Annotated in this window: 25 protein-coding genes and 1 tRNA gene; 11 read left to right on the top strand and 15 right to left on the bottom strand. The window is 37.6% G+C overall.

Annotated features, from left to right (window positions below):
• Positions 1 to 74 precede the first annotated feature (74 nt).
• Both PI20285_RS09490 and addA read left to right on the top strand, forming a co-directional pair.
• The gene (locus tag PI20285_RS09490) at positions 75 to 3671 is read left to right on the top strand and encodes a PD-(D/E)XK nuclease family protein (protein ID WP_057774447.1); all 3597 of its coding nucleotides are present in this window, start codon (positions 75 to 77) and stop codon (positions 3669 to 3671) included.
• Positions 3658 to 7422 carry a helicase-exonuclease AddAB subunit AddA gene (addA, locus tag PI20285_RS09485; RefSeq protein ID WP_057774444.1) on the top strand — a complete coding sequence of 1255 codons (3765 nt, stop codon included), beginning with the start codon at positions 3658 to 3660 and terminating at the stop codon, positions 7420 to 7422. The genes PI20285_RS09490 and addA overlap by 14 nt, the downstream gene beginning before the upstream one ends.
• On the opposite strand, the gene PI20285_RS09480 is transcribed toward addA, so the two are convergent.
• Positions 7419 to 7946 carry a GNAT family N-acetyltransferase gene (locus PI20285_RS09480; RefSeq protein WP_057774441.1) on the bottom strand — a complete coding sequence of 176 codons (528 nt, stop codon included), beginning with the start codon at positions 7944 to 7946 and terminating at the stop codon, positions 7419 to 7421. The two genes, addA and PI20285_RS09480, sit on opposite strands and share 4 nt — an antisense overlap.
• 137 nt (positions 7947 to 8083) lie before the next feature.
• Entirely contained in the window at positions 8084 to 8293 is a 210-nt protein-coding gene (locus PI20285_RS09475) for a CsbD family protein (protein WP_057774438.1), read from the bottom strand.
• Between the two features lie 184 nt (positions 8294 to 8477).
• Here PI20285_RS09475 and PI20285_RS09470 point away from each other — a divergent pair, with 184 nt between their 5' ends.
• Positions 8478 to 9122 carry an NAD(P)H-binding protein gene (locus PI20285_RS09470; protein ID WP_057774436.1) on the top strand — a complete coding sequence of 215 codons (645 nt, stop codon included), beginning with the start codon at positions 8478 to 8480 and terminating at the stop codon, positions 9120 to 9122.
• Positions 9123 to 9194: 72 nt separating this feature from the next.
• Here PI20285_RS09470 and PI20285_RS12015 read toward each other — a convergent pair whose 3' ends face one another.
• The 10 genes from PI20285_RS12015 to PI20285_RS09425 all read right to left on the bottom strand — a co-directional run bounded on the left by PI20285_RS12015 (position 9195) and on the right by PI20285_RS09425 (position 15151).
• A complete protein-coding gene (locus PI20285_RS12015) occupies positions 9195 to 9326 on the bottom strand; it encodes a hypothetical protein (protein WP_269084009.1) in 132 nt (43 codons plus the stop codon).
• A 19-nt stretch (positions 9327 to 9345) separates the two neighbouring features.
• Positions 9346 to 9579 (bottom strand): hypothetical protein, encoded by a 234-nt coding sequence (locus PI20285_RS09465; RefSeq protein ID WP_057774433.1) that lies wholly within the window; start codon positions 9577 to 9579, stop codon positions 9346 to 9348.
• 2 nt (positions 9580 to 9581) lie between these two features.
• Positions 9582 to 10127 (bottom strand): CvpA family protein, encoded by a 546-nt coding sequence (locus PI20285_RS09460; protein WP_057774430.1) that lies wholly within the window; start codon positions 10125 to 10127, stop codon positions 9582 to 9584.
• Positions 10128 to 10266: 139 nt separating this feature from the next.
• The gene (locus PI20285_RS09455; protein ID WP_057774427.1) at positions 10267 to 10854 is read right to left on the bottom strand and encodes a hypothetical protein; all 588 of its coding nucleotides are present in this window, start codon (positions 10852 to 10854) and stop codon (positions 10267 to 10269) included.
• A gap of 85 nt (positions 10855 to 10939) precedes the next feature.
• Positions 10940 to 11824, bottom strand: a complete 885-nt coding sequence (locus tag PI20285_RS09450; protein WP_105782191.1) for an IS3 family transposase — start codon at positions 11822 to 11824, stop codon at positions 10940 to 10942.
• Positions 11809 to 12066 (bottom strand): transposase, encoded by a 258-nt coding sequence (locus tag PI20285_RS09445; RefSeq protein ID WP_017866964.1) that lies wholly within the window; start codon positions 12064 to 12066, stop codon positions 11809 to 11811. The genes PI20285_RS09450 and PI20285_RS09445 overlap by 16 nt, the downstream gene beginning before the upstream one ends.
• A gap of 669 nt (positions 12067 to 12735) precedes the next feature.
• Positions 12736 to 13086, bottom strand: a complete 351-nt coding sequence (locus tag PI20285_RS09440; RefSeq protein WP_057775616.1) for a hypothetical protein — start codon at positions 13084 to 13086, stop codon at positions 12736 to 12738.
• Between the two features lie 350 nt (positions 13087 to 13436).
• Positions 13437 to 14321 (bottom strand): IS3 family transposase, encoded by an 885-nt coding sequence (locus tag PI20285_RS09435; RefSeq protein ID WP_105782154.1) that lies wholly within the window; start codon positions 14319 to 14321, stop codon positions 13437 to 13439.
• Positions 14306 to 14563, bottom strand: coding sequence for a transposase (locus PI20285_RS09430; protein WP_063698079.1), 258 nt, complete (start codon positions 14561 to 14563; stop codon positions 14306 to 14308). Before PI20285_RS09430 ends, PI20285_RS09435 begins: the two co-directional genes overlap by 16 nt.
• 51 nt (positions 14564 to 14614) lie before the next feature.
• Positions 14615 to 15151 carry a hypothetical protein gene (locus PI20285_RS09425; RefSeq protein ID WP_057775643.1) on the bottom strand — a complete coding sequence of 179 codons (537 nt, stop codon included), beginning with the start codon at positions 15149 to 15151 and terminating at the stop codon, positions 14615 to 14617.
• A 235-nt stretch (positions 15152 to 15386) separates the two neighbouring features.
• Between PI20285_RS09425 and PI20285_RS09420 the strand changes: the two genes are divergently transcribed.
• Together PI20285_RS09420 and PI20285_RS09415 are read left to right on the top strand one after the other, a co-directional pair.
• Entirely contained in the window at positions 15387 to 15644 is a 258-nt protein-coding gene (locus PI20285_RS09420) for a transposase (RefSeq protein ID WP_017866964.1), read from the top strand.
• Complete coding sequence (locus tag PI20285_RS09415) at positions 15629 to 16513, top strand: IS3 family transposase (RefSeq protein WP_105782231.1); 885 nt, start codon at positions 15629 to 15631, stop codon at positions 16511 to 16513. The genes PI20285_RS09420 and PI20285_RS09415 overlap by 16 nt, the downstream gene beginning before the upstream one ends.
• Here the strand turns inward: PI20285_RS09415 and PI20285_RS09410 are convergent.
• Together PI20285_RS09410 and PI20285_RS09405 are read right to left on the bottom strand one after the other, a co-directional pair.
• The gene (locus tag PI20285_RS09410; protein ID WP_105782230.1) at positions 16510 to 16737 is read right to left on the bottom strand and encodes a hypothetical protein; all 228 of its coding nucleotides are present in this window, start codon (positions 16735 to 16737) and stop codon (positions 16510 to 16512) included. The genes PI20285_RS09415 and PI20285_RS09410 overlap by 4 nt on opposite strands.
• A 187-nt stretch (positions 16738 to 16924) precedes the next feature.
• Positions 16925 to 16997, bottom strand: a tRNA-Ala gene (locus PI20285_RS09405).
• A gap of 208 nt (positions 16998 to 17205) precedes the next feature.
• Here PI20285_RS09405 and PI20285_RS09400 point away from each other — a divergent pair.
• The 5 genes from PI20285_RS09400 (at position 17206) to PI20285_RS09380 (ending at position 21472) form a co-directional block, all read left to right on the top strand.
• Entirely contained in the window at positions 17206 to 18126 is a 921-nt protein-coding gene (locus PI20285_RS09400; RefSeq protein WP_158694992.1) for an alpha/beta hydrolase, read from the top strand.
• A 145-nt stretch (positions 18127 to 18271) separates the two neighbouring features.
• A complete protein-coding gene (locus PI20285_RS09395) occupies positions 18272 to 19219 on the top strand; it encodes a diacylglycerol/lipid kinase family protein (RefSeq protein ID WP_082623298.1) in 948 nt (315 codons plus the stop codon).
• A 169-nt stretch (positions 19220 to 19388) separates the two neighbouring features.
• Complete coding sequence (locus PI20285_RS09390; RefSeq protein ID WP_057774293.1) at positions 19389 to 20327, top strand: aldo/keto reductase; 939 nt, start codon at positions 19389 to 19391, stop codon at positions 20325 to 20327.
• Positions 20328 to 20375: 48 nt separating this feature from the next.
• Positions 20376 to 20702: a thioredoxin family protein gene (locus tag PI20285_RS09385; RefSeq protein ID WP_057774291.1), complete on the top strand. Its 327-nt coding sequence runs from the start codon at positions 20376 to 20378 to the stop codon at positions 20700 to 20702.
• A gap of 101 nt (positions 20703 to 20803) precedes the next feature.
• On the top strand, positions 20804 to 21472 hold the full coding sequence (locus tag PI20285_RS09380; RefSeq protein WP_057774288.1) for an MgtC/SapB family protein: 669 nt from the start codon (positions 20804 to 20806) through the stop codon (positions 21470 to 21472).
• Between the two features lie 9 nt (positions 21473 to 21481).
• On the opposite strand, the gene PI20285_RS09375 is transcribed toward PI20285_RS09380, so the two are convergent.
• A complete protein-coding gene (locus tag PI20285_RS09375) occupies positions 21482 to 22258 on the bottom strand; it encodes an alpha/beta hydrolase (RefSeq protein ID WP_057774285.1) in 777 nt (258 codons plus the stop codon).
• Between the two features lie 111 nt (positions 22259 to 22369).
• On the opposite strand from PI20285_RS09375, the gene PI20285_RS09370 reads away from it, so the two are divergent.
• Positions 22370 to 23005, top strand: coding sequence for an SDR family oxidoreductase (locus tag PI20285_RS09370; protein WP_057774282.1), 636 nt, complete (start codon positions 22370 to 22372; stop codon positions 23003 to 23005).
• Positions 23006 to 23072 lie beyond the last annotated feature (67 nt).

Here is a 23072-nt window from a genome sequence, read left to right as displayed (position 1 = left end):
AAAAGAATAGAAAATCGGTATAATAAAAGTGAGTATCGAACGTATGTGCGTATTTATTAAAAGAGGAGGTTCTCATGACATTAAAATTTATTCTGGGGAAAGCCAGTCGTAATCAACGGAAAACCATGATTGAACAAGTGGATCAAGTTTTAAGCAAGGGTTTACAAACACAAGTTTATTATATTGTTCCTAATCATATTAAATTTCAATCTGAATTAACTGTTTTAAACACTTTGCGAAAACGAAATAGCGAGAATAAAAGTACCTATGCACAAAGTCAACTACAAGTATTTTCGTTTTCACGGTTAGCTTGGTATTTTATGAAAAATGAACCGATTTATCAAGTGCCACGTTTATCCAAAGCAGGCGTGGGGATGCTGATTGATCGCATTATCTTGGAACATCAAGATGAGTTAACTGTATTTAATGGGGAGCAAACGCAGCCGGGATTTATCCAACAGTTAGCTAGCCAATTTGATGAACTTCAGAAGGGGCGAATTTCAGCAGAAGATCTGGCCAAATTAACGGATGAGGTTAATGGGGATGAAAATTCTACTGTTGATTTAACAGCTAAAATGCATGATCTGTCCATTATTTATACGGCGTTTGAAGAAGAAATGCTTGGAAATTATGTGGACAGCAACACACTTATGCAGGCTTTGTGCGAATACTTAGCTACCCAGGATTTAAGCCATATGGTGTTTTTCTTCGAGAGTTTTTCGTCCCTCTCAGCACAAGAAATGAAATTAGTTCAAGTGCTAGTGGAAAAATCACAGGCTGTTGTGGTGGGATTGATTCTGGATCGGCCTTATTATGACCAGCTTCCGGAAACAAATAATTTGTTTTATGAAGCCGGTAAAACGTATTTTCAACTCTATCAATTTTCCCAAAAGAACCATTTCCAAGTACAAACTGACTCATATGCACAAGAAACACGAGTTACACCAGATTTAAATCAATTAGAGACCTTTTGGTTGAAGGCGACTAATTTAGAATCAACCGAAACGACGGTGTTAGCTAATCCAGAGGCGATCCAATTTTTCCGAGCGGATAGTCGGCAAACCGAAATAGAACAAGTGGCTCGAAAAATAAGACAGGCTGTGGCTGCTGATCCGCAAGTTCATTATCATGATTTTTCAATTTTGACGCGTCATTTAGATACATACGCCACAGTGCTAGATCCAATTTTTGATGAATATGAAATTCCTCGTTTTAACGATTTACAGATTTCAATGAAAGATCATCCTTTTGTGTCACTGATTGACGCGTTATTTGCGGTAAAGGACCATTATTATCGCTACCAAGACGTCATGAGATTATTGAAAACGGAGTTATTGATCCCAAAGGTGAATGATCAGCCAATGTCGACAGAAGCATTTAGGCAGGCCAAGGATTTAACCGAGAATCTTGTTTTAAAGAATGGATATGAAGGCGGCCGCTGGTTACAAAAAGAAGATTGGCAATATTTACGTTTTAATTCAAGCGATTTTGGAACGCAGACTGATCATGATCTAGCAATAACGAAACAGGTTAATCTAATTAGAAATTATATTCGTCATGTTCTACCACCATTTTTTAAAGCATTGGATAACGCAAAAACCGGAAAAGAAGGGGTCACGGTTTTATATCAATTCCTAGTCGATCAAGGAGTTGCTGATCAGCTTAAAAATTGGCGGGATGTGGCGGTTGAGCGAGGAGATTTATCTAAGGCTGCTCAACCAGAACAAACTTGGCAGACTTTTTGTGACATGCTGGATGAATACGTGGCGATTCTTGGTGATCGCGAGTTTACGATTGATAATTTTTCTGCATTATTGAAGGCCGGTTTTGAAGGTGCCTCTTATTCACTAATTCCATCTACTTTGGATCAAGTCATGATTTCTGAAACTGGAATGGCGCAAATGAATGATCGTAAATATACCTTCATTATTGGGGCAACTGATGCTGTAATGCCGGAACAATTTAATGATCAAGGAATTTTGACTGATGATGATTGTGACAAATTACAAGATCGTTTAACTGACGACCAGTTTTTTGCCAGCAATAACAATGAACAAGCCCATTTTGAACGTTACTTAAACTATGTGGCTTTCCTTTCAGGATGTGAAAGACTGACACTGTCGTATGCTAGCAAAGATGGGGATGGTGGTGAACAACATGTGTCACCGTACGTAAAAGAAGTTCAGAATCATTTTCAGATTAAAGATTCGCAAGTTAAAAAATATTTTGATCGGCCTACAGTTGATGAACCAAAAATTCACAAATTTTTGGGATCGAAACGTAGTACATTAACTCACCTTTTGCAAGTAAGTCGTGATAGTAAAAGTATCCAGAAAATGGTTAAGCCACATTGGCAGTATGTCTATCGGGTTTTAAAGAATGATCAGCAATTGGGCGACCTTACGAGCCGGGTTTTTGAGAGTTTAACTTATAAAAACGAACCAGTAAAATTGTATCCAGAAATTGTGCAGGACCTATATGGGGACACAATTAACACGTCAATCTCAAAATTAGAAGAATTTTATCAAAATGAGTATGCCTACTTTTTGAAATATGGGTTAAAACTGCAAGAACGGGATGTTTTTGAGCTTTCACCCGCCAGTACGGGAGAATACTTCCATATGGCTTTAGATCACTTTGTGAAGTTAATTAGACAGGAAAAATTAGATATTGGTCGCCTGTCTGGTTCTGAACTCGACAATCTTTTAAACGAAGTCGTAAAACAAGTGAAAAAACAACCTCAATTTGAAATTCTGAATAGTTCAAATCGAATGCATTACATTAACGACCAATTAAATGAAACAATTAAACAAATGCTGAAGATCTTTATTCTTCAAAGCGCAGGGTCTAAAATGAGACCCATCCAAACGGAAGTATTGTTTGGACATGTCGGATCAGAAGTGGGGCTGCAATCCCTCGATTTTGACGTATCACCAGCTCATAAAGTACGTGTTCGTGGGAAAATAGACCGGATTGATGAACTTGATTTAACTTCAGAAAGCGGTCACTCCCAAAAATATTTTGGAATTGTAGACTATAAATCAAGCGAGCATGATTTTAATTTTCGGGATGTTTATTATGGGTTAGCGATGCAGATGCTGACGTATATTGATGCTTTGAAACGAAATATTAACTTGATTGATCAAAATGATGACTCACCGTTGCTTTCGGGGGCATTGTATATGCACCTTCAAAATCCTGCAGTTAATGTCAATAAATTGGCCGACACCGACGAAGAGACTATTCAAAAAGAGCTGTTAAAGCAGACTAAATACAAGGGAATTATATTGAGTGATGAAGATTTGCTAGAAAATTTAGATGTCAATTTAGATTCGGGTAGTTCTTTAATTTATCCTTTCAAGAAAACAAAGGCTGGGAAATATTCTTCTTATGGTAATCACATTGTGACCCAAGAGGAATTGACTAGATTGATTGACCATGCTGAGAAAAAAATTGTAGAAGCTAGCAAAAAGATCTTTGCCGGTGAGTTGAAGTTGAATCCGGCACGATGGCCCGATACGCATACTGCTCTTCAATATTCGCCATATAAGGCGATTATGCAATTTGATGAAATGCTGCCAGAGAACAATTATCATAAGCTTGAAAATTTGAGCGGTAAAGAAGTGTTGGAAAAGCTGAAAGAGGAGCGTGATAACCATGGGAAAAACTAGTTTCACACCAGACCAAGAACGCGCAATTAACCATAGTGGGCATAATGTGCTTGTCTCAGCTTCTGCCGGTTCCGGTAAAACGTCTGTCTTAGTTCAACGGGTTATTAAAAAGATTTTAAACGGTACAGATGTTGATAAACTCCTGGTTGTTACCTTCACAGAGGCTGCCGCAAAAGAAATGCATGATCGCATCCAAAACGCGATTAATGATCAAATTCGGGTTGAAAAGGAAGCCGATCAAAGGCGTCATTTAATTGCGCAACTTACCAAATTAAATACGGCCAACATCAGTACTATTCATGCATTTTGCTTATCGATTATTAAACGATATTATTACGTCATTGATTTAGATCCAGTTTTTCGGCTGCTGACTGATGATACAGAAGGCGTGCTTTTGCGTGAGGAAGTCTGGAATGATCTGCGTGAGTCACTCTATGAATCTGAAGGAGAGCTTTTTTCGCAACTGACAGCCAATTTTTCAAACGATCGAAGTGATGACGGGTTTACCGACTTAATGTTACGTCTATATGATTTTGCGAATGCCACGCCAGATCCAAATAAGTGGCTGGCGAAATTACCAGAAGTCTATCAAATAAACGGTAAGCTTAACGACACAGAATTTTATCAAAACCAAGTGTTACCAGTTGTAAAATTCGAATTAGAAAATAGCTTAGAAGAGGCACGTTCACTTCAGAACATAATGCAGGATGGAAATGAAGATTTAGAAAAATTCCAACCGGTTATTGATGATGATGTGAATCAAATTCAAGATGTTTTAACTAATGGATTAAGTGATTGGGATACGTTACGTGGCAAACTGAAAAGTCTTGAATTTGGAAAAATTCTGGGCGGAAAACGGACTGACGAAGTTAAGGAGTTCAAAGAACGAGTTAAAGAGATTCGTGGAGATTCTAAAAACAAGAATGGTTACAAAATTCGCCTGCAGGAATTAGTCCAAAAATATTTCAGCTTAAATGAAGTTCAAATGATCGATGTTTTAAAAAAATCAGAGAGCTTAGTGCAGGAACTATGCAAGGTTACACTTGCTTTTAAAGATGCTTACGCAGTTGAGAAACGTAGACGACAAATCTTGGATTTTAGTGATCTGGAACATTTTGCCATGCGAATTTTGAATGGTAGTTCACAAGAGTCAAAAAGTGCGCGTGCTGCATATCAAAGACAATTTAGTGAAGTAATTGTGGATGAGTATCAAGATATTAATCCACTACAAGAAGCTATTTTGACAAGTGTTACTAGCGATGAACCGGGTAATATGTTTATGGTCGGGGATGTCAAACAATCCATTTATGCTTTCCGTTTGGCAGATCCACATTTGTTTATTGGAAAAGACCAATCATATCAGGATGAAGATGCACCTGGTGAACGAATAATCCTATCTCAAAACTTTCGGTCCATCCAAAATGTGGACGATTTTACAAATCTGATTTTTGAACAATTAATGGATCAAAATTTAGGTGAAATTCCGTATGATGAAGATGCTAAACTTGTTTATGGAGCAAAATATTATCCTGAAACAGCTTCAAAAGGCACAGAAATTCTCGTTTATGATGATGAAAAGACTGAATCAGCGTCTAGCATACCTGAAACTGATAGTTTTGAAATTGATGATAAATCGCGGGGCCAAGTGGCGGTTGCTGGGCAACGCATCAAACAACTAGTTGAAGAAAAAACAATGATCTTTGATAAGGATGAAAAAAAAGAGCGACGGTTAACCTACAGTGATGTTGTGCTATTAACGCCGACCAGAAAAAACAATTTAACGATTGTGGCCTTATTTAAACAAATGGGAATTCCCGTTGTGGTTAACGATGCCCAAAATTATTTTCAGACGACAGAAATTGCAATTATGATGTCACTCTTGAAAATTATCGACAATCCGTATCAAGATATTCCGTTGGTTGCTGTTTTACGTTCACCAATTGTTCATTTGAATGAAAATGAATTGGCCTTTCTTCGGATTAATAATAAAACGGGTGATTATTTTCAAGCAGTAATGGATTTTTATAACCACTTTGATTCGCAGTCTAGTCAGCCTTTTCAAGCGGAAGTTTATCAAAAGGTTGGTCACTTTTTAGAACAACTAACCCACTTTCAAGACATAGCCAATCAAAATCAATTAGCTACTTTAATTTGGACAATTTACAATGAGACTGGTTTTCTTGATTATGTTGGAGGAATGCCGGCTGGACAACAACGACAAGCAAACCTGCATGCTTTATATGATCGTACGAAAAGTTACGAACAGACTAGTTTTAAAGGTTTGTTTCAGTTTGTTCGGTTTATTGAACGGATGCAAAAACGAAGCAAGGATTTGGCAGAAGTGCCAATTAATAGTGACGAAGCAGCGGTTCAAGTCATGACCATCCATGGAAGCAAGGGGCTCGAATTTCCAGTTGTATTTTTGATGGACGCCTCGCATAAATTCAATACGGATTCCATGAAAGGAAAATACATTTTAGACTCCAAAGAAGGAATTGGAATTACTTACTTAGATCCAAGAACACGCCTACAAGTTGATACACCGCAGAAGCTGACGATTATTGACCATGTTAAACGGAATGGCCTGGCCGAGGAAATGCGGCAACTCTACGTGGCGTTAACCCGAGCACAACAAAAATTGATCATTGTTGGCTCATGTGATTCGCAAGAAAAGTTACTTAAGAAATGGCAATCCGCTTGGCGAAGTGATCAGCTCTTATTGACGGAGTCCACACGATTAGGGACGAACAACTTTTTGGATTGGATTGGGGAAGCCCTAATTCGCCATCCACAATTTAATTTAGAATCTGAAGGGGAAAGTCCTTTGGCGGCGTTGAGTGGTGACCAATCTAAGTTTGAAGTTCAATTCAAAACAAAAGTAGATCTGCAAAAAATTGTAGGTATTCAAACCGACCAAGAGCAAAAAGATTGGTGGGAAGAGTTTGAAAAGGCGACAAATGATTTGGATGTCACAACTTTAAGCACCCATCAAATTGATCAAGTATTGAACTTCAAATACCCTCACGAAGTTGCTACGCAGACTACGGCGTATCAGTCTGTATCTGAAGTGAAACGGCTATTTGATGATCCAGATAGTCTTGAAATGACACTTTCAACCGTTGAAGCGGACCATAAACTAAAAACGCAAAATCGTTACGTTTCTAGTAATTTAGCCACACCGAAATTTTTGCAAACCACAGTAAAACCAAAACCAACAGAAATTGGGACGGCAACTCATTTAATTTTACAAGAAATTCCGCTAACTGAAATGCCCACCGAAAAAAGTGTAGAAGATCTTATCGGCCAGTTGGTTATGAATAAAGTTTTAATGCCTGAGGTTGCAAACCTTGTTGATATAGATAATATTTTGAGATTTTTTGATTCTAGTTTAGGCCAAATATTATTAGACACGCCAGATAAGGTGCACCGTGAAGTACCATTTTCCTTGCTAATGCCTGCTAAACAGCTATTCAACGGATTTAAGGATTTTTCAAATGACGAAGAAACCCAAATTCTGATTCACGGAATTATTGATGGTTATGTTGAATTAGACGACCGGGCTATTTTATTCGACTACAAGACTGATTACGTGAAACCAGGAAGTACAAAAAACGGGGTTCAAAATATCATTAGCCGCTATGCTGGTCAAGTGAATTTATACGCGGCAGCACTTACTGATATTTTAAAGCACCCAGTTGAGGAACGTTATTTGTATTTACTTTCAATTGGTGAATTGGTTGAAGTTCATTAATTTAAGATTAATTGATAGGCGCGTCTTATATCAGTTGGATCTTCATCCATTAAGACGTTTCCACGATAGATAAAGCCACTTTTAATGATTAGATGTTGCATCAATTTGTTATCAGGATGGGTATCAATTCGGACTTGTTGATAACCTAATTGGCTTGATAAGGTGAGCATACCAGAGATCATTTTTTCCGAAAGGTGTTGTCCCCGGAAATTGGGGGACATAGCAATCCGATGAATGGCAGTGTATTTTGCGTCTTCAGGTCCCAGCCATGAACCGTCATTAATGACGTCATAATTTTTATCATGATCATGCAACAAGGCGGCGGTGCCTGCAATTTGACCGTCAATAATCAAAACATAACCAATTTGGTTGGTTACATCAGATTGAAGATCTGGTAATGCAGGATAACCATCTTGCCATTGATCGATGCCTTGTGATTTAAGAAATGCTTTAGCAGAATCAATAATCTTTGAAACTGTTGGTAGATCTTGAAGAGTTGTTTTCCGTAAATATGTACTTGCCAATGGAGCCACTTCCTTAGTAATTTTTAAGCCCTAATTTTACCGCAAATTACTGAGAATGTCATCTGAATGGTGGCTTTAAGCCAAAATAATAGGAGCTGTTTTAACTACAATTGCAGTTAAAACAGCTCCTAATTTGTTTATCGTTTGTCTCTATCAGTTGCTTCGTTAACTTTTTTGGCTGCCTTGTCCTTCAAATCAGCCTTTTTGTCTTTAAGCTTTCCAGCTTCCTTTTGGGTTTTACCTTCCAACTCTTTGGAATCGTCACCAGTGACTTTTCCAGCCATTTCTTTGGCTTTACCAATGGTTTTATCTTTCAATGCGTCGAACTTGTCGTTAGTCTTTGACATAATAGACACCTCCTTATGGTTTATATAAATATTATCTTAGATATTAGAGATAACGTCAAAGGAATTGCTTATTAATATAGTGTAATTATTTTTTAGCGGGGGAATTCTATGAAAGTGTAAATAGTTGAAACTTGAACTGTAAGTATTATAATTACAATTGAAATCAAGAAAAGGGGTTTTATAAATGAATAAAGTTATTATCCTGGGGGCTGCCGGTCACATTGCTCGGCTCGCAGCAAAACAGTTAATTAAGGAAACAGATGCACAATTGACATTATTTGTGCGTCATCCAAATAAGCTAACGGATGTGGATAAAAAGCGTGAAACGGTCGTGGTTGGCGATGTGAATAATGAAACTGAATTGACAGCTGCTTTGAAAGGTCAAGATCTTGTCTATGCAAACTTGGGTCCAGACGATACAGATAAGATGATTCCACATATTGTGAACGCAATGCATGCCGCTAGTTTGAAACGGTTGATTTGGATTTCCACATTGGGTGTATTCGATGAAGTGCCCGGTAAATTTGGCGATTGGAATAAACAAATGCTTAATCCAAGTGGTTATTTACCAACACAATCGAAGGCTGCTAGCGAAATAGAAGCATCGGATTTAGATTACACTATCATTCGTCCCAACTGGTTAACAAATAACGATGAAGTTACTTATGAAACAACTGGACGACATGATGAAATGAAAGGGACCGAAGTTTCTCGTAAGTCTGTGGCAGATTACGTGGTTAAGCTAATTCAAGATCCGACAAAAGATGTTCGCACATCAATAGGTTTGAATAAACCAAATACTGATGGTGATAAGCCAAGTTTCTATTAAATTTAGACAGACAAAAAAGATTATTTAAAACTCGGATGTTGAATCCAGTTTCAAATAATCTTTTTTAATTTCTTATTTATTCGTTACTTTCACTAAAAATAAGCGATAACCGATGAATAGCAATCCGCTAATGGATCCAATCGCAAACAACGTAAAAATAACCCGACTGATTGCCAGTGTTAAAAAAATTAGTGGTTCTTTCATAATAATCCCCCCGGAAGTTTTAAAGTGACGACGTTTTGAAATCATGGGTCACTGGGTCGTATTCATGTTTAAATAGTGAGCCGTCATGTTCTTCAAAAAAGGTGTTGTCATTTTTTGAATCTAGATAGAAAAAAGAGCTCTTTCCAGCGTTTTTAAAGAGAATGCCAGTTTTAGGAGTGTCGACTTCAGTTAAGGATGCCGTTGGTGTGGCCAAATGAGAAGCAATATATTTTTTGATTAATCGATTATTCATGGTTAGTTTTCCTCATTCGAAATTGTATTAGTATTGCTTGTGTCGTCAGTATTTAAAATATATTTATTTAAAATATCAGAAGAGATTCCGGGTGTTCGTTTGATGATAAATTGGGCCACTGGAGAATCTGATAGTTGTGCTTGATATGCGTCATTGGGGAAAAATTGACTAACACTTAGCAGAATGAAAATTACAAAATAAGCAATTACGATACTAATAATTCCACCTGCCAGACCGTTTACTTGTTTGATCACAGGAATCCAGGTAATCATTCGTGACCAGCGCGCAATCAGGCGAATCAATAACCAACCAATCGCCATTAGAATCATGAAGGAAACGGAGCTCATGACGGCGGTGTTACTGGTAGAACTTTGATTGCTATTAAAAGATGTCGAGAGGAATGAAGCCAGTGGTGTGCAAAGGACTTTGGCAAAGATAAAGACAACGAAGTAACCGACTGTATACAGTAGTTCGATAACAAAACCTTTGTGAAGTCCGCTGGTAAATTTCCACAACAAAATTGCAATAATGATAATCGAGAGAAGCATCGCGCCACCTCCTTTAAATTGAATACTCTGAATTTACCATAAAATGGGGGTATTTTCAGTGAGATTCAAAAAACTTAACATAATTTAAATAGAAGTTAAACGTTTACTGTTAGTTGAATGGGCAAAGTAACAATCTTTTCTAGTTAATATGTCGAACGTTTCCTTGCCAAACCCAACCTTTTGCTTTGCCATGTTGAGATTTAACATAGTAATAAACTGCACCATTTTCTATTTTTTCTTGTTTGGTTGCCATCCATTTTGTTCGAGGATAGTTTTTTAAATGATGTAATCTTTTACCGCCTGGTTTTGAATAGATCCATGCATTGCTATTTTTACGAAGGTATTTAGTAGTTGGCATCGATTTTGACCATATGACAAAATTTTTATTGTAGAGCGTGACCCAGTTTGTTTTGCTGGTATGATCATTTACCCAATAGTAATGTGCTCTACCAAGTCCATTAGCAAAACCCTTTTTGTTTACAATCCAGGCATGGCTGACAGAATGATGAATAGTAATCACATCGCCTCGATGTAAATTAGCAGTAGCACAATAGTAACTTAAATAGTCCGGATTTACCGGGTGAACTTTGCTGATTGTTGTTGTTTTGGTTACAATGACTTTTCTAGGGAATGTCCACCAATTGAAACTGTGTGCACTAACATTAGTTGATACTCCCAAAAGAACAATGCTCACAACCAATATTAATGTGATTCGTAGTTTATACATTTTAAAAACTCCTCCAAGTGTTTATACGGCTTTTTTATGGCATCATGGATTTAGGTCAAGAATCTGGACACATTTTATGTATAATTTAAGCGACTAATTTTTCCTTTTCATTTGGAGTTAAATAATCAATGCTACTGTGAATTCGAGCACTGTTATAAAAGCTCTCAATGTAGCTGAATATTGCAGCATTTGCTTCTTCAAAATCCTGATAATGGTGTTGGTAAACCTCTTCTTTTTTCAAACTGGCGTGAAATGATTCCAAACATGAATTGTCATAGGGACAGCCACGCTTGCTATAAGAATGGCGAATATGGTGTTGCGCTAAGATCTGTTCAAAGCCAGCACTGCGGTACTGGCTACCCAGATCGGTATGCACAATTAAGTTATTAGTCGTCTTTCTAGTTTCAAAGGCTTGTTGAAAAGTGCTGATCACAAGATCAGCAGTCATATGACGGCTGATTTTATGGGCAATGATTTTACGTGAATATAAATCCTGAATGCTTGATAAATAACACCAGCCATTGGCTTTGGTGTGAATATAAGTTATGTCTGCACACCACTTTTGATTTGGACTGGTTGTACGAAAATCTTGCGCGAGTATATTTGAATAATCAGTCGCATCAATATCATTAGTTTGTTGATAATGCCACTTCTTGCGCGTGATTGATTTTAACCCCATTTGGCGCATTAATCGTTGAACTAGCTTAATACTGGCAGTCTTACCTTCTTTTTGTAACGCTTTTAGAATTTTAGGTGCCCCGTAGATACGTCTAGAATTAAAGTAAATGCGTTTAATCGACTGGCTAAGTGTCTTACGACGCTTGGCTTGTGGCGATACATGATTCTGCTGATGTTCATAGTAAGTTGAGCGTGGAACTGAGAGTACTTTACAGGTTTCTTTGATACTATGGTGCTTCAAATTAATATCAACGGCTGTCTGCCAGTCATCTGGGTTTACTTTTTGGCGAATATGGTTAAGGCTTTTTTTAAGATGTCATTCTCACTTTCTAGCTGTTTCAAACGTTTTTGCAACGCTAAAACATCTGATTTGGAAATTCCACTTCCTTTGTCTTCTTTATATAGATTAATCCATTTGTAAATAGTTACATTTGATACACCATATTCGTCTGTAAGATCAGCTACCGGGGCGCCATCCTGGTACAGCTTGACAATCATTTTTCTAAAATCTACTGAGTACTTTTTCTTGGTCATAAAAACACAATCCTTCCTATTATGGAATTATACTAAATCGTGTCCATGATTTCATACTACCTTCATCATGAGTATTTAACCAAAAGTTTTAATTTAGTTATATAGTATTATTAGTTGATCTGAATTCTTTAAAAGCTTCATAGAGAATCATTATTTTCAGTAGCGTTTTTAACTAGCGTATAGCTGTTTCGTTTAATCGTACAGCGGTCCTCATTAGGGACTTTAAATCTAATTAATTAAGCATTCATACTTTCTAAACTTGTTAGTGTCGTTAATTGTTATAGGCTAGCATAATTTTGAAGATTTCTGTGAATGACTGGGTGCTCAATGCTCCATTATTTTGCTATTTTCTTAAATAAAGCAACGTCTAAAAAGTTTATTTTATTTATATAAGTACACCGCGTAACGTGTTGCTCATTAGACTTTCTCTAAGGCATCTGTGCGGATTTTATGATTAATTTTTATTAATTAAGAATTCACATTCCAGTCTAAAATTAAGTGACTATGAATATCTTGTTTGAGTTGTTGCTTATCTTTTGATCAATAGAGTTTAAGCTCTGGTGTTATCCGAAAAGTAGGATCAGAAGTGATGTCAAAATAAGTATAGGTTCTACTCTGTCTAAAACTCCAATATCGACAGATTCTATAAATACTTATAATATGTTCTAATTAAGATTTCCAGGTATTTGTGTCTGCATCAAACTCCCAAATTACAGATTTGTGTGCATTTACGTCTAATTGAAACCAAGTACTGCTAGGTTCAAAATTTGTAGGATTTCCGCAATCAATCGGACTTAGTGTTGAAGTAAATAAGGAGTAGTTTTGGCTGGTATCTGGTTTATTAGCGAAATAAATGGTTGAACTACAAAGGATATATCCTCGCTGATTGTCTAGAACGGCGAGATAGTATGCATGATCATTGTGCCAGACTACACTGTTGGCGTTGATTTTTATAGGGCTATAGTCGCCAGTAACATCTATTTTCTTAAAATTAGTATCGAAAAAATTAGCACTATCCATTACATATCCGTCCCGCGCATCACGATAAGGTTTTTCCGAATCAAAACTAGTTTTGGCATTACGGTATTTAACTTGAGAGGCTTGAGCATTATCAATTAAACTTTGTACATTTGTATTAAAATTTGGATCTATATTGCTTGAGGTAGATTGGCTAGAAAGGTATGGTGCGACTAACTTATCTAATTTTGTTACGGCATCTGAATATGCTTGAATTGTTTTATCAGTGCCATTTTTGTAAAAATCATCTTTCTTTGCAGAATTAAATGTGTCATCAATGTTGTTTATTTTATTTTTTAATATAGATTTATCATTGGATCTGAGTCAAGAATCCGGACACGTTTATGTATAATTTAAGCGACTAATTCTTCCTTTTCATTCGGGGTTAAATAATCAATGGCACTATGAATCCGATCATTGTTGTAAAAGCTCTCAATGTAGCTAAATAAAGCCACATTTGCTTCATCAAAATTTTGGTAATGGGTCTGATAAACTTCCTCTTTTTTTAAGCTGGCATGGAATGACTCCAGAACTGAATTGTCATATGGACAACCGCGCTTGCTATAAGAGTGCTGGATATGGCGTTGTCGTAGAAGTTCTTCAAAGGTGGTGCTGCGGTATTGACTGCCTAAATCGGTATGAATGATCAACTGGTCTGTTACTTTTCTGGTTTCAAAAGCTTGTTTTAAAGTGTCGAGCACTAGATCGGCAGTCATGTGACGACTCAACTTGTGGGCAATGATTTTACGTGAATACAGATCCTGGATGCTTGATAAATAACACCAGCCATCAGCTTTGGTGTGAACGTAAGTGATATCGGCACACCATTTTTGATTTGGTGCTGTCGTGCTAAAATCCTGAGCGAGCAGGTTCGGATAATTCGCTTCGTCGATATTATTTGCTTGTTGGTAATGCCACTTCTTTAGGGTGATCGATTTAAGTTCCATTTGGCGCATTAAACGCTGAACTAACTTGATGCTTGCGGCTAGTCCCTCTTTTTTCAATTCCTTTAAAATCTTAGGAGCGCCATAGACCCGACGGTGATTATAATAAATGCGCTTGATCGCTTGGCAGAGCGTCTTTCGATGTTCTGCTTGTGGTGAGATATAATGATTCTGTTGATCATAATACGTGGAACGAGGGACTTGTAGTACCTGACAGATCTCCTTAATGCGATGTTGCTTTAGATTTGGTTTGATTGCGGCTTGCCAATCTTCCGAGCTTACTTTTTGGCGAATATGGTTAAGGCTTTTTTTAAGATATCATTCTCACTTTCAAGCCGATTAAGACGCTTCTGTAGCGCTAAAATATCAGCTTTCGAGGCACCAGTTTCTTTGTCCTCTTTGTATAAATTGATCCATTTGTAAATAGTGACATTTGCAATACCATATTCATTTGTAAGCTCAACTACCGAGGTGCCATCCTGGTAGAGTTTAACGATCATTTTTTTGAAATCAACTGAGTATTTCTGTTTAGACATCAGAACACGATCCTTCCTATAATGGCATTATACTAAATCGTGTCCATAGATTCATACTACATCCACATTGCTACTAAGAGTATGCAGCTTATCGTATTTACTTTTAGCATTATTGTAATCTGACTGAGTACTTTGGCAAGTGTTCAGCAATTTAGTCTCATTACTTATAAAACTAGAACTGATTTTACTAGGAGTACTCATATCTTTTAAATATGAAGCTACGTAAGTATCCAATTTAGTTACAGCATTATTATATACAGAGATTGTATTACTGTTACTTGATTTATAAAAGCTACTATCTTCAGTTGATTTTAAAGCACTATCGAATTTTGAAACTTTATTTTTTAATGTTTTTTTGTTTGCTGGAGTTAATACATTTTTAGCATATTTATATGTAATCGTATAAATAGGTTTTTTCGTTAGTTTAACGATTTTGCTGGATTTCAGTGTAAAACCCGAGTATTTTGACTTGGAGGCAGTGTAATAACTAATATTTTTCTTTGGAGCCTTAAATTTAGAATTCAATTTGATTGTTTGCTTACTCGTTGATAGTAATTTATTGGTGGAATCTCTGTAATATACAATCATTGTAGCGTTCTTAATTGTTTTAGGTACAGCTGCAACTTTAATGGTTGTAGTTTTAGTACGGTACCCTTTCTTAGATGCAGAAACTGTTAGTGACCAAACACCTAATTTGTTTACTTTGACATTATATTTACCCTTGCTAGAGGTTTTTGTAGTACCTAAAGTTTTTGAACTGAAGGTAGTATGAAATCATGGACACGATTTAGTATAATTCCATAATAGGAAGGATTGTGTTTTTATGACCAAGAAAAAGTACTCAGTAGATTTTAGAAAAATGATTGTCAAGCTGTACCAGGATGGCGCCCCGGTAGCTGATCTTACAGACGAATATGGTGTATCAAATGTAACTATTTACAAATGGATTAATCTATATAAAGAAGACAAAGGAAGTGGAATTTCCAAATCAGATGTTTTAGCGTTGCAAAAACGTTTGAAACAGCTAGAAAGTGAGAATGACATCTTAAAAAAAGCCTTAACCATATTCGCCAAAAAGTAAACCCAGATGACTGGCAGACAGCCGTTGATATTAATTTGAAGCACCATAGTATCAAAGAAACCTGTAAAGTACTCTCAATTCCACGCTCAACTTACTATGAACATCAGCAGAATCATGTATCGCCACAAGCCAAGCGTCGTAAGACACTTAGCCAGTCGATTAAACGCATTTACTTTAATTCTAGACGTATCTACGGGGCACCTAAAATTCTAAAAGCGTTACAAAAAGAAGGTAAGACTGCCAGTATTAAGCTAGTTCAACGATTAATGCGCCAAATGGGGTTAAAATCAATCACGCGCAAGAAGTGGCATTATCAACAAACTAATGATATTGATGCGACTGATTATTCAAATATACTCGCGCAAGATTTTCGTATAACCAGTCCAAATCAAAAGTGGTGTGCAGACATAACTTATATTCACACCAAAGCCAATGGCTGGTGTTATTTATCAAGCATTCAGGATTTATATTCACGTAAAATCATTGCCCATAAAATCAGCCGTCATATGACTGCTGATCTTGTGATCAGCACTTTTCAACAAGCCTTTGAAACTAGAAAGACGACTAATAACTTAATTGTGCATACCGATCTGGGTAGCCAGTACCGCAGTGCTGGCTTTGAACAGATCTTAGCGCAACACCATATTCGCCATTCTTATAGCAAGCGTGGCTGTCCCTATGACAATTCATGTTTGGAATCATTTCACGCCAGTTTGAAAAAAGAAGAGGTTTACCAACACCATTATCAGGATTTTGAAGAAGCAAATGCTGCAATATTCAGCTACATTGAGAGCTTTTATAACAGTGCTCGAATTCACAGTAGCATTGATTATTTAACTCCAAATGAAAAGGAAAAATTAGTCGCTTAAATTATACATAAAATGTGTCCAGATTCTTGACCTAAATCCAAACCATGTTTTACAGTTATTTTTGCTGATTTTGTGGCAGTTCCCGTAACTGTTCTTGATGCAGTATTAAGCTTTGATACTTTTAGTACTGTGTACTTTGTAGATTTTGCCATGGCGCTAGGTGCTAATACTAATGGTTCAACGATCACTAGTAGTACCATTAGTTTTTTAAAAATGTCCTTCATAATTGCTCCTCCAAAAAAATATATACAGCTTTTTATGTCGTCAGTTTTGGACAAAAATTTAAGATAGTTTTCACTAAATGTTTCTTATAAATGTTAAATAATTAATTTGTTTTGTAGCTGAGCTTGCAAAAAAAGGCTATCATGGTAGGCGTTTGGACGCTTAACCACGATAGCCTTTTTCTATCAATGGACCCTAACGGATTTGAACCGTCGACCTCTTACTTGCGGAGCAAGCGCTCTCCCAGCTGAGCTAAGGGCCCAAAAAGTTTACTTAATTAGTATACCGCAAAGTTGTAGAAGAAGGAATTTAAAATTAGTTGAGGTGAGAAAGATACGTTAACGGCAATTAATTGATAGCGGATTCAATTTCATAAGGCTCCTTCATGTTTTAATCATTATTCTAGGATATAATGAAGTTAATAAATAATATGAGGAGATGATGACGTGCGCACAAAGCAGATTTTAAAAGTGGCAGGCATATCATTAATTGGTGTAGCGGCAAGCCTGGGGATTAGTAGTTTAGTGAGTTATCAAAAGGGAATTAAAACGACTAAATCACAAAAACGGCGTGCTATTCAGAATGCCCATAAAAATGATAAGACACTTGATAGTTATGATTGGTATAAACAGTTAATTAAACAGACTTGGTTTATTCGAGCTGAGGATGGGATTCATTTAGCGGCTATTTACCTTTCCAATAATAGTGATAAAACAGTTATTTTAGCGCACGGTTATCACAATGTGCACGACCAAATGATTCCATATGCCAAGTTATTTATGGATTTGGGGTATAACGTCTTAATGCCAGATGCACGTGGTCATGGCGTCAGCGATGGGCACATTATCGGTTTTGGTTGGCTGGATCGACGCGACTATATCAAATGGATTGAAGAAGTGAACAAACGCAGTAAAATCAGGCAGGAAATTGTTTTGTTTGGCGTGAGCATGGGAGCTGCCACCGTTTTGGCGACCGCCGGTGAAGCAGACTTGCCTAAGAATGTGGACGCAGTTATCGAAGACAGTGGCTTTAGTTCAGCTCAAAAAGAATTTAGTTATCGCTTGGGACACCACTACTTTCTGCCACCATTTCTTAGTGTTTTTGTAAGTCTCATGACGCGAGTGACGGGTGGCTATTCGCTTAAAGAAGCTGATATTGCGCAGCAGGCGGCCAACATTTCGATTCCGGTTCTGATGATTCACGGGGATGCCGATCGGTACGTGCCAGTTGAAATGATGGCTGAAATTAAGTCGTCACTTGCTAAACAGTTACCAAAAGAGAGCCATCGGGTTCATGGCGCGGATCATGTGCAGTCTAGATCAGCTGATCCTAAAAAGTATCAACAAACCATTGAGGACTTTTTAAAACAGTGGGTAGATAAAACTAAATAGCTATGAATAAGAGGCAGAGCTGCAAATGGTTTTGTCTTTTTGTTTGACAAAAAATCTGATAATGACGATATTCGCATGGTTTTCATTTAAATTCGTATGGTAAACTAGAGCGAAATGATTATAAAGTTAAGTGTGGTGAGTTTCGGTGACAGAAAAAAGACCAAACTTCCTAATGATTGTGAACCCTTTTGCAGATGCTGGACAGGCGAAAAAGATTTGGCAGAAAATTGAAGTTCAATTGAAGGAAGCAAAAGTTAATTATAGAGTAGAAATGACAGATCATCCCGGAAACGGTGTGCAACTTGCTCGAGAATTTGCGCTACATCATAAATTAGGTGAAAACTGGGTAGTAGTTGCTGTTGGTGGTGATGGGACGTTACATGAAGTTCTAAACGGGCTTCATTTAGGTGGCGGTGATCAGATTCCTTTGGGCTATTTGCCCGCCGGTTCTGGAGATGACTTTGCCCGCGGCGTTCGGCTTCCAACTCAGCCTTTAGCTGCAGTTCAGAAGTTTCTTGAAGTTCAACATACCACTGAATTAGATGTAGGCGTTTATAAAGACCGGATAGACGCACACGAAACGTTATTCACGAATAATGTCGGTGTGGGGTTTGATGCTTCAGTAGTGCATGCCGCTAATGCTGGTCAAAAAGATAATTTGAAGAAATATCATATGCAATCGAATGCGTATGTGGCGTCTTTGATTAAGACATTTTTTAAACAAGATGCATTTGGATTAACTGTAAAAACTGACGAAACCGAAAGAAAATTTCAACACGCCTTTTTAGTTACCACAACAAACATAAAATACTTTGGTGGTGGCGTGCCGATTATGCCACTTGCTGATTTACACGACGGTAAGTTAGATTTGGTTGTGGTCGAAAAAATGAATGCAGTGCGGTTTGTGAAGCTCTTTGTTCAAATGCTCGCGACAGGGAATCATCTGAAATCACCGGTCGTTCATCATTTTCAAACCAAACAACTACATATTGAAACTGATATGCCTGAAAACGGTCAAGTAAACGGTGAGAATATTCAAAAACAGAAATTTGACCTTGATTTTTGGGTGACACAACGACCATTTTGGATTTAAAAAGTATGTAATAATCGCTATGAATGCAGGATTGCTTGCGTTTGTGGCGATTTTTTAAGATTTATTTTAAATTTTCTGAACCGAGGCGGATTATATGCTTTTTTAATAAATGACGTTCAGAATGAATATGAATAAAAGAGTCGCAATATTTGATCGGAGGGCATTTTAAATGGTAGAAAATGTAAAAATTGGTAAGACAAATGTGATGGCGACACCACTTGGATTAGGAACAAACGCGGTCGGTGGCCATAATCTATTTCCTAATTTGAATGACGAGGATGGTATTCAAATTGTCAAAACAGCTTTAGATCATGGTGTTAATTTCTTAGACACGGCCTATGCGTATGGTTTCGGCCGATCAGAAGAGTTAATTGGTAGAGCAATTCAGGGATATGATCGTAAAAAAATTGTGATTGCGACCAAAGCAGCACAGACTCCCGGTCATCCAGATCAATTGAATAATTCGCCGGAGTTTCTCAAACAAGCAGTTGAGGATGCACTAAAAAGGCTTCAAACAGATTATATTGATATTTTCTATATTCATTTTCCAGATGGAAAGACACCGTTAAATGAAGCTGTTAAAGCTTTGGAAGAAAAACGTCAAGAAGGAAAAATTAAGGCAATTGGGATCTCCAATGTGTCTCTTGATCAAGTAAAAGAGGCTAATAAAGATGGTTTAGTTGATATTGTTGAAAATCAGTATAGTTTACTTCATCGAGATGCAGAAAAAGAACTCATGCCTTATTTAAAAGCAAACCAAATCTCGTTTGTACCATTTTTCCCACTCGCTTCCGGATTACTAACTGGTAAGTATTCAAGCAGTGTTTCGTTTGAATCGGATGATATTCGACATAGCAATCCAGATTTTCAAGGGCAACGTTTTGTAGACATCGTAAAACGGGTACAGCAGTTGCAACCTATGGCGGACAAGCATCAAAGTACGATTGCTCAAATTGTTTTGGCGTGGTATATTAAAAATCCGGATGTTTCTGTGGTTATTCCAGGAGCTAAAAAAGCTAAACAAGTTGCCGCTAATGCGGATGCGCAAAAAGTTACCCTATCTAAAGAAGAATATGGTACAATAAATTCATTGTTTAAGGACTTATAAAAAGTAAGCATTAAACAAATAAATTTCAATTTTACGGGAGGAATTATAATGGATGCACAAGAACAACAATTAACGGATCAAGAAATCCTTGATACGATTAAGACTGGTAAAAAAATGCTGTTTTTCACAGCTGGATGGTGTCCTGATTGCTCATTCATTAAGCCTGTAATGCCAGAAATTGAAGCTGAATACAACCAATATGATTGGGTAACAGTGGACCGTGATGCTAATATCAAGATTGCACAACAATTTGGTGTTATGGGAATTCCAAGTTTCATTGCCTTAGAAGACGGTGAAGAAATTGGCCGCTTTGTGAATGGCGCTCGAAAGACTCGTCAAGAAGTAGAGGATTTTGTAGATAGTATCGGCAAATAATAAAACGAATCATTAAAAAATAAGCAGGATCGACTGTATACTTAATACAGTTGATCTGTTTTTCGTATGGGAAAATAAATTTTAAGGAGGTTAGAAGTAACATGTCAATTTCTACACAATTTGATTTGATTTTACGTGTATTAATTGCAGGTGCTTGTGGGTTTGCGATTGGATATGAGCGTGATGCGCGCGCCAAAACTGCCGGGCTGCGGACACACATCATTATTGCAGTTGGTTCAGCATTAATGATGATTGTATCTAAATATGGTTTCATGGATTTGCTGGGAAATAAAGGAATTGGACTAGATCCGTCCCGGATTGCGGCTCAGATTGTGAGCGGGATTGGGTTTATTGGCGCCGGCACTATCATTGTAAAACACGAAGATGTTAACGGCCTAACCACTGCGACTGGGCTATGGACGACGGCTGGCGTCGGGATGGCAATTGGGGCTCGCATGTACATTGTGGGAATTTTCTCTGCACTACTGGTTTTGGCTACCCAAATTATGTTGCACCGTGATTTGAGCTGGCTGCATTTACCCTATTATAGTGAAGTCAGGCTGAGGGTGCAGGTTGGTGATCATAACGTCTCGATGATCCAAAAGCGACTTGAAAAAAATGACATAACTGTAGCGAGTGTGCACGTTAGAAAAGCAGAGACCCAGGATACTGTGCGCATGACCATTCAATATCCAGAGTCGTTTAATAAAGAAAAAATAACTGAAATTTTGGAAGCTATCCCAGAAATTGTGGAGATTGAAATTTATTGAGCACTGCTGTTAGTTCCACAAAAATTCGGCCACTAATTTATCTACTTGGGGATTTTCATGGAGAGCACTATGTTGCGCCTGGCCGCGGTTACCTGTAATTGTGACGTGGCGGTAACTTGCTACATGGCCATTCACAATTGTTTTTAGATTCTCATTGCTTTTCAAGGGGACTGCAGTATCAGTACCGGTGTGATTCAAGTCACCCGCAATGTTGAGAATTTTAAGATTGGCTGGAATATTGGCGGCGGTAATTGCCAAGCCATTGTCGGGTGTGATATAGCCAAACGGCGTTCCGATGGCGACAAATTTATTAACCGTTGGATATTGGTTGGTTTGGGCCTGTTTGTTTTCCAAATACCGCAACACCACACTGCCACCCATTGAATGGGCAACAAAATTAACTTTCTTAATGTGGTAAACAGTTTTTAGTTCTTTCATGAAGGCTGGTAGAAACTGCATTTGTTTTTGAGGATCTGTATTGTCCGTGAAGGTTAATTGAATGAGTGGATTATTGGTCAGCACACCCTTTCTTTGAATATGGGCTTGGCCGCGAGTATCAATATTCACTTTTAAAGCTGCATGAGCTAAATTTTTATGATCTAAGCGGTGAATCATACCATTAAAAGTATGGGCACCGCCTTTATAGCCGGGAATAAAAATAGTTGCTGTGTTATCACCAGTGACTTTGACATGATTTAGCGGTGTATCACGATGCTGCCAATAAACAGTTACCCCAATTAGAAGAACGATAAGTAAAAGGAAGCCGCGAACTAACTTTTGTTTCATAATAAATAAGAACCCTTCAAGCATTTTTGTTTTAACATAGCATGTAAAAATGATAGTGTAAATTTAGGAATCATAATAATTACGGAAGTTTAAACAATAGGAGGTTTTTACATGAAAGTATTTGTAATTGGCGCACATGGTCAAATCGGGCAACTCTTAGTCAAACAATTGTTGGCAAACGGTGATGAAGTAGTAGCCGGAATTCGTGACGATAAACAGAGTGACTTTTTTAAAGATCAGGGTGCAGAAACCCGGCACTATGATTTAAATGAACAGCCGGAAGAACTGGCAAAGTCCTTATCTGATGTTGATGCGATTGTGTTTAGTGCTGGATCTGGTGGTAAAACCGGTGATGACCAGACGCTTTTGATTGATCTAGATGGTGCTGTTAAGAGCATGGAAGCCGCTGAAAAAGCCGGCACCAAACGTTTTGTCTTAGTGAGTGCCATGAATGCCGAAGATCGTACGCGTTGGACGGCCATCAAACCGTATTATGTTGCGAAACATTACGCCGATTTATATTTAAAGGATGAAACGAATTTAGATTACACAATTGTAAAACCTGGTGCGTTAACAAATGATGCTGGTAAAGGTGGCATTGTTTTGGATCAGCAAACTGGTAAAATTGCGCGTGAAGATGTGGCAGCTGTCCTCGTTTCGGTTCTTCATAATCCGGAGACAATCAAAAAAGAATTTGCAGTTAGCAGTGGAGAAACGCCAATTAGTGATGCAGTAAAGCAGCTCTAATCCGCGTTATGTAAACACTCAAAGCTGTTTCATGGAACATGTTCCAAATTAGGTACTTGAACCCTAA

This window comes from Pediococcus inopinatus, from assembly GCF_002982135.1.
Taxonomy (GTDB): domain Bacteria; phylum Bacillota; class Bacilli; order Lactobacillales; family Lactobacillaceae; genus Pediococcus; species Pediococcus inopinatus.
Note: the sequence above shows the minus strand (reverse complement) of the source record. Positions and strands in the feature narration are given on the sequence as shown.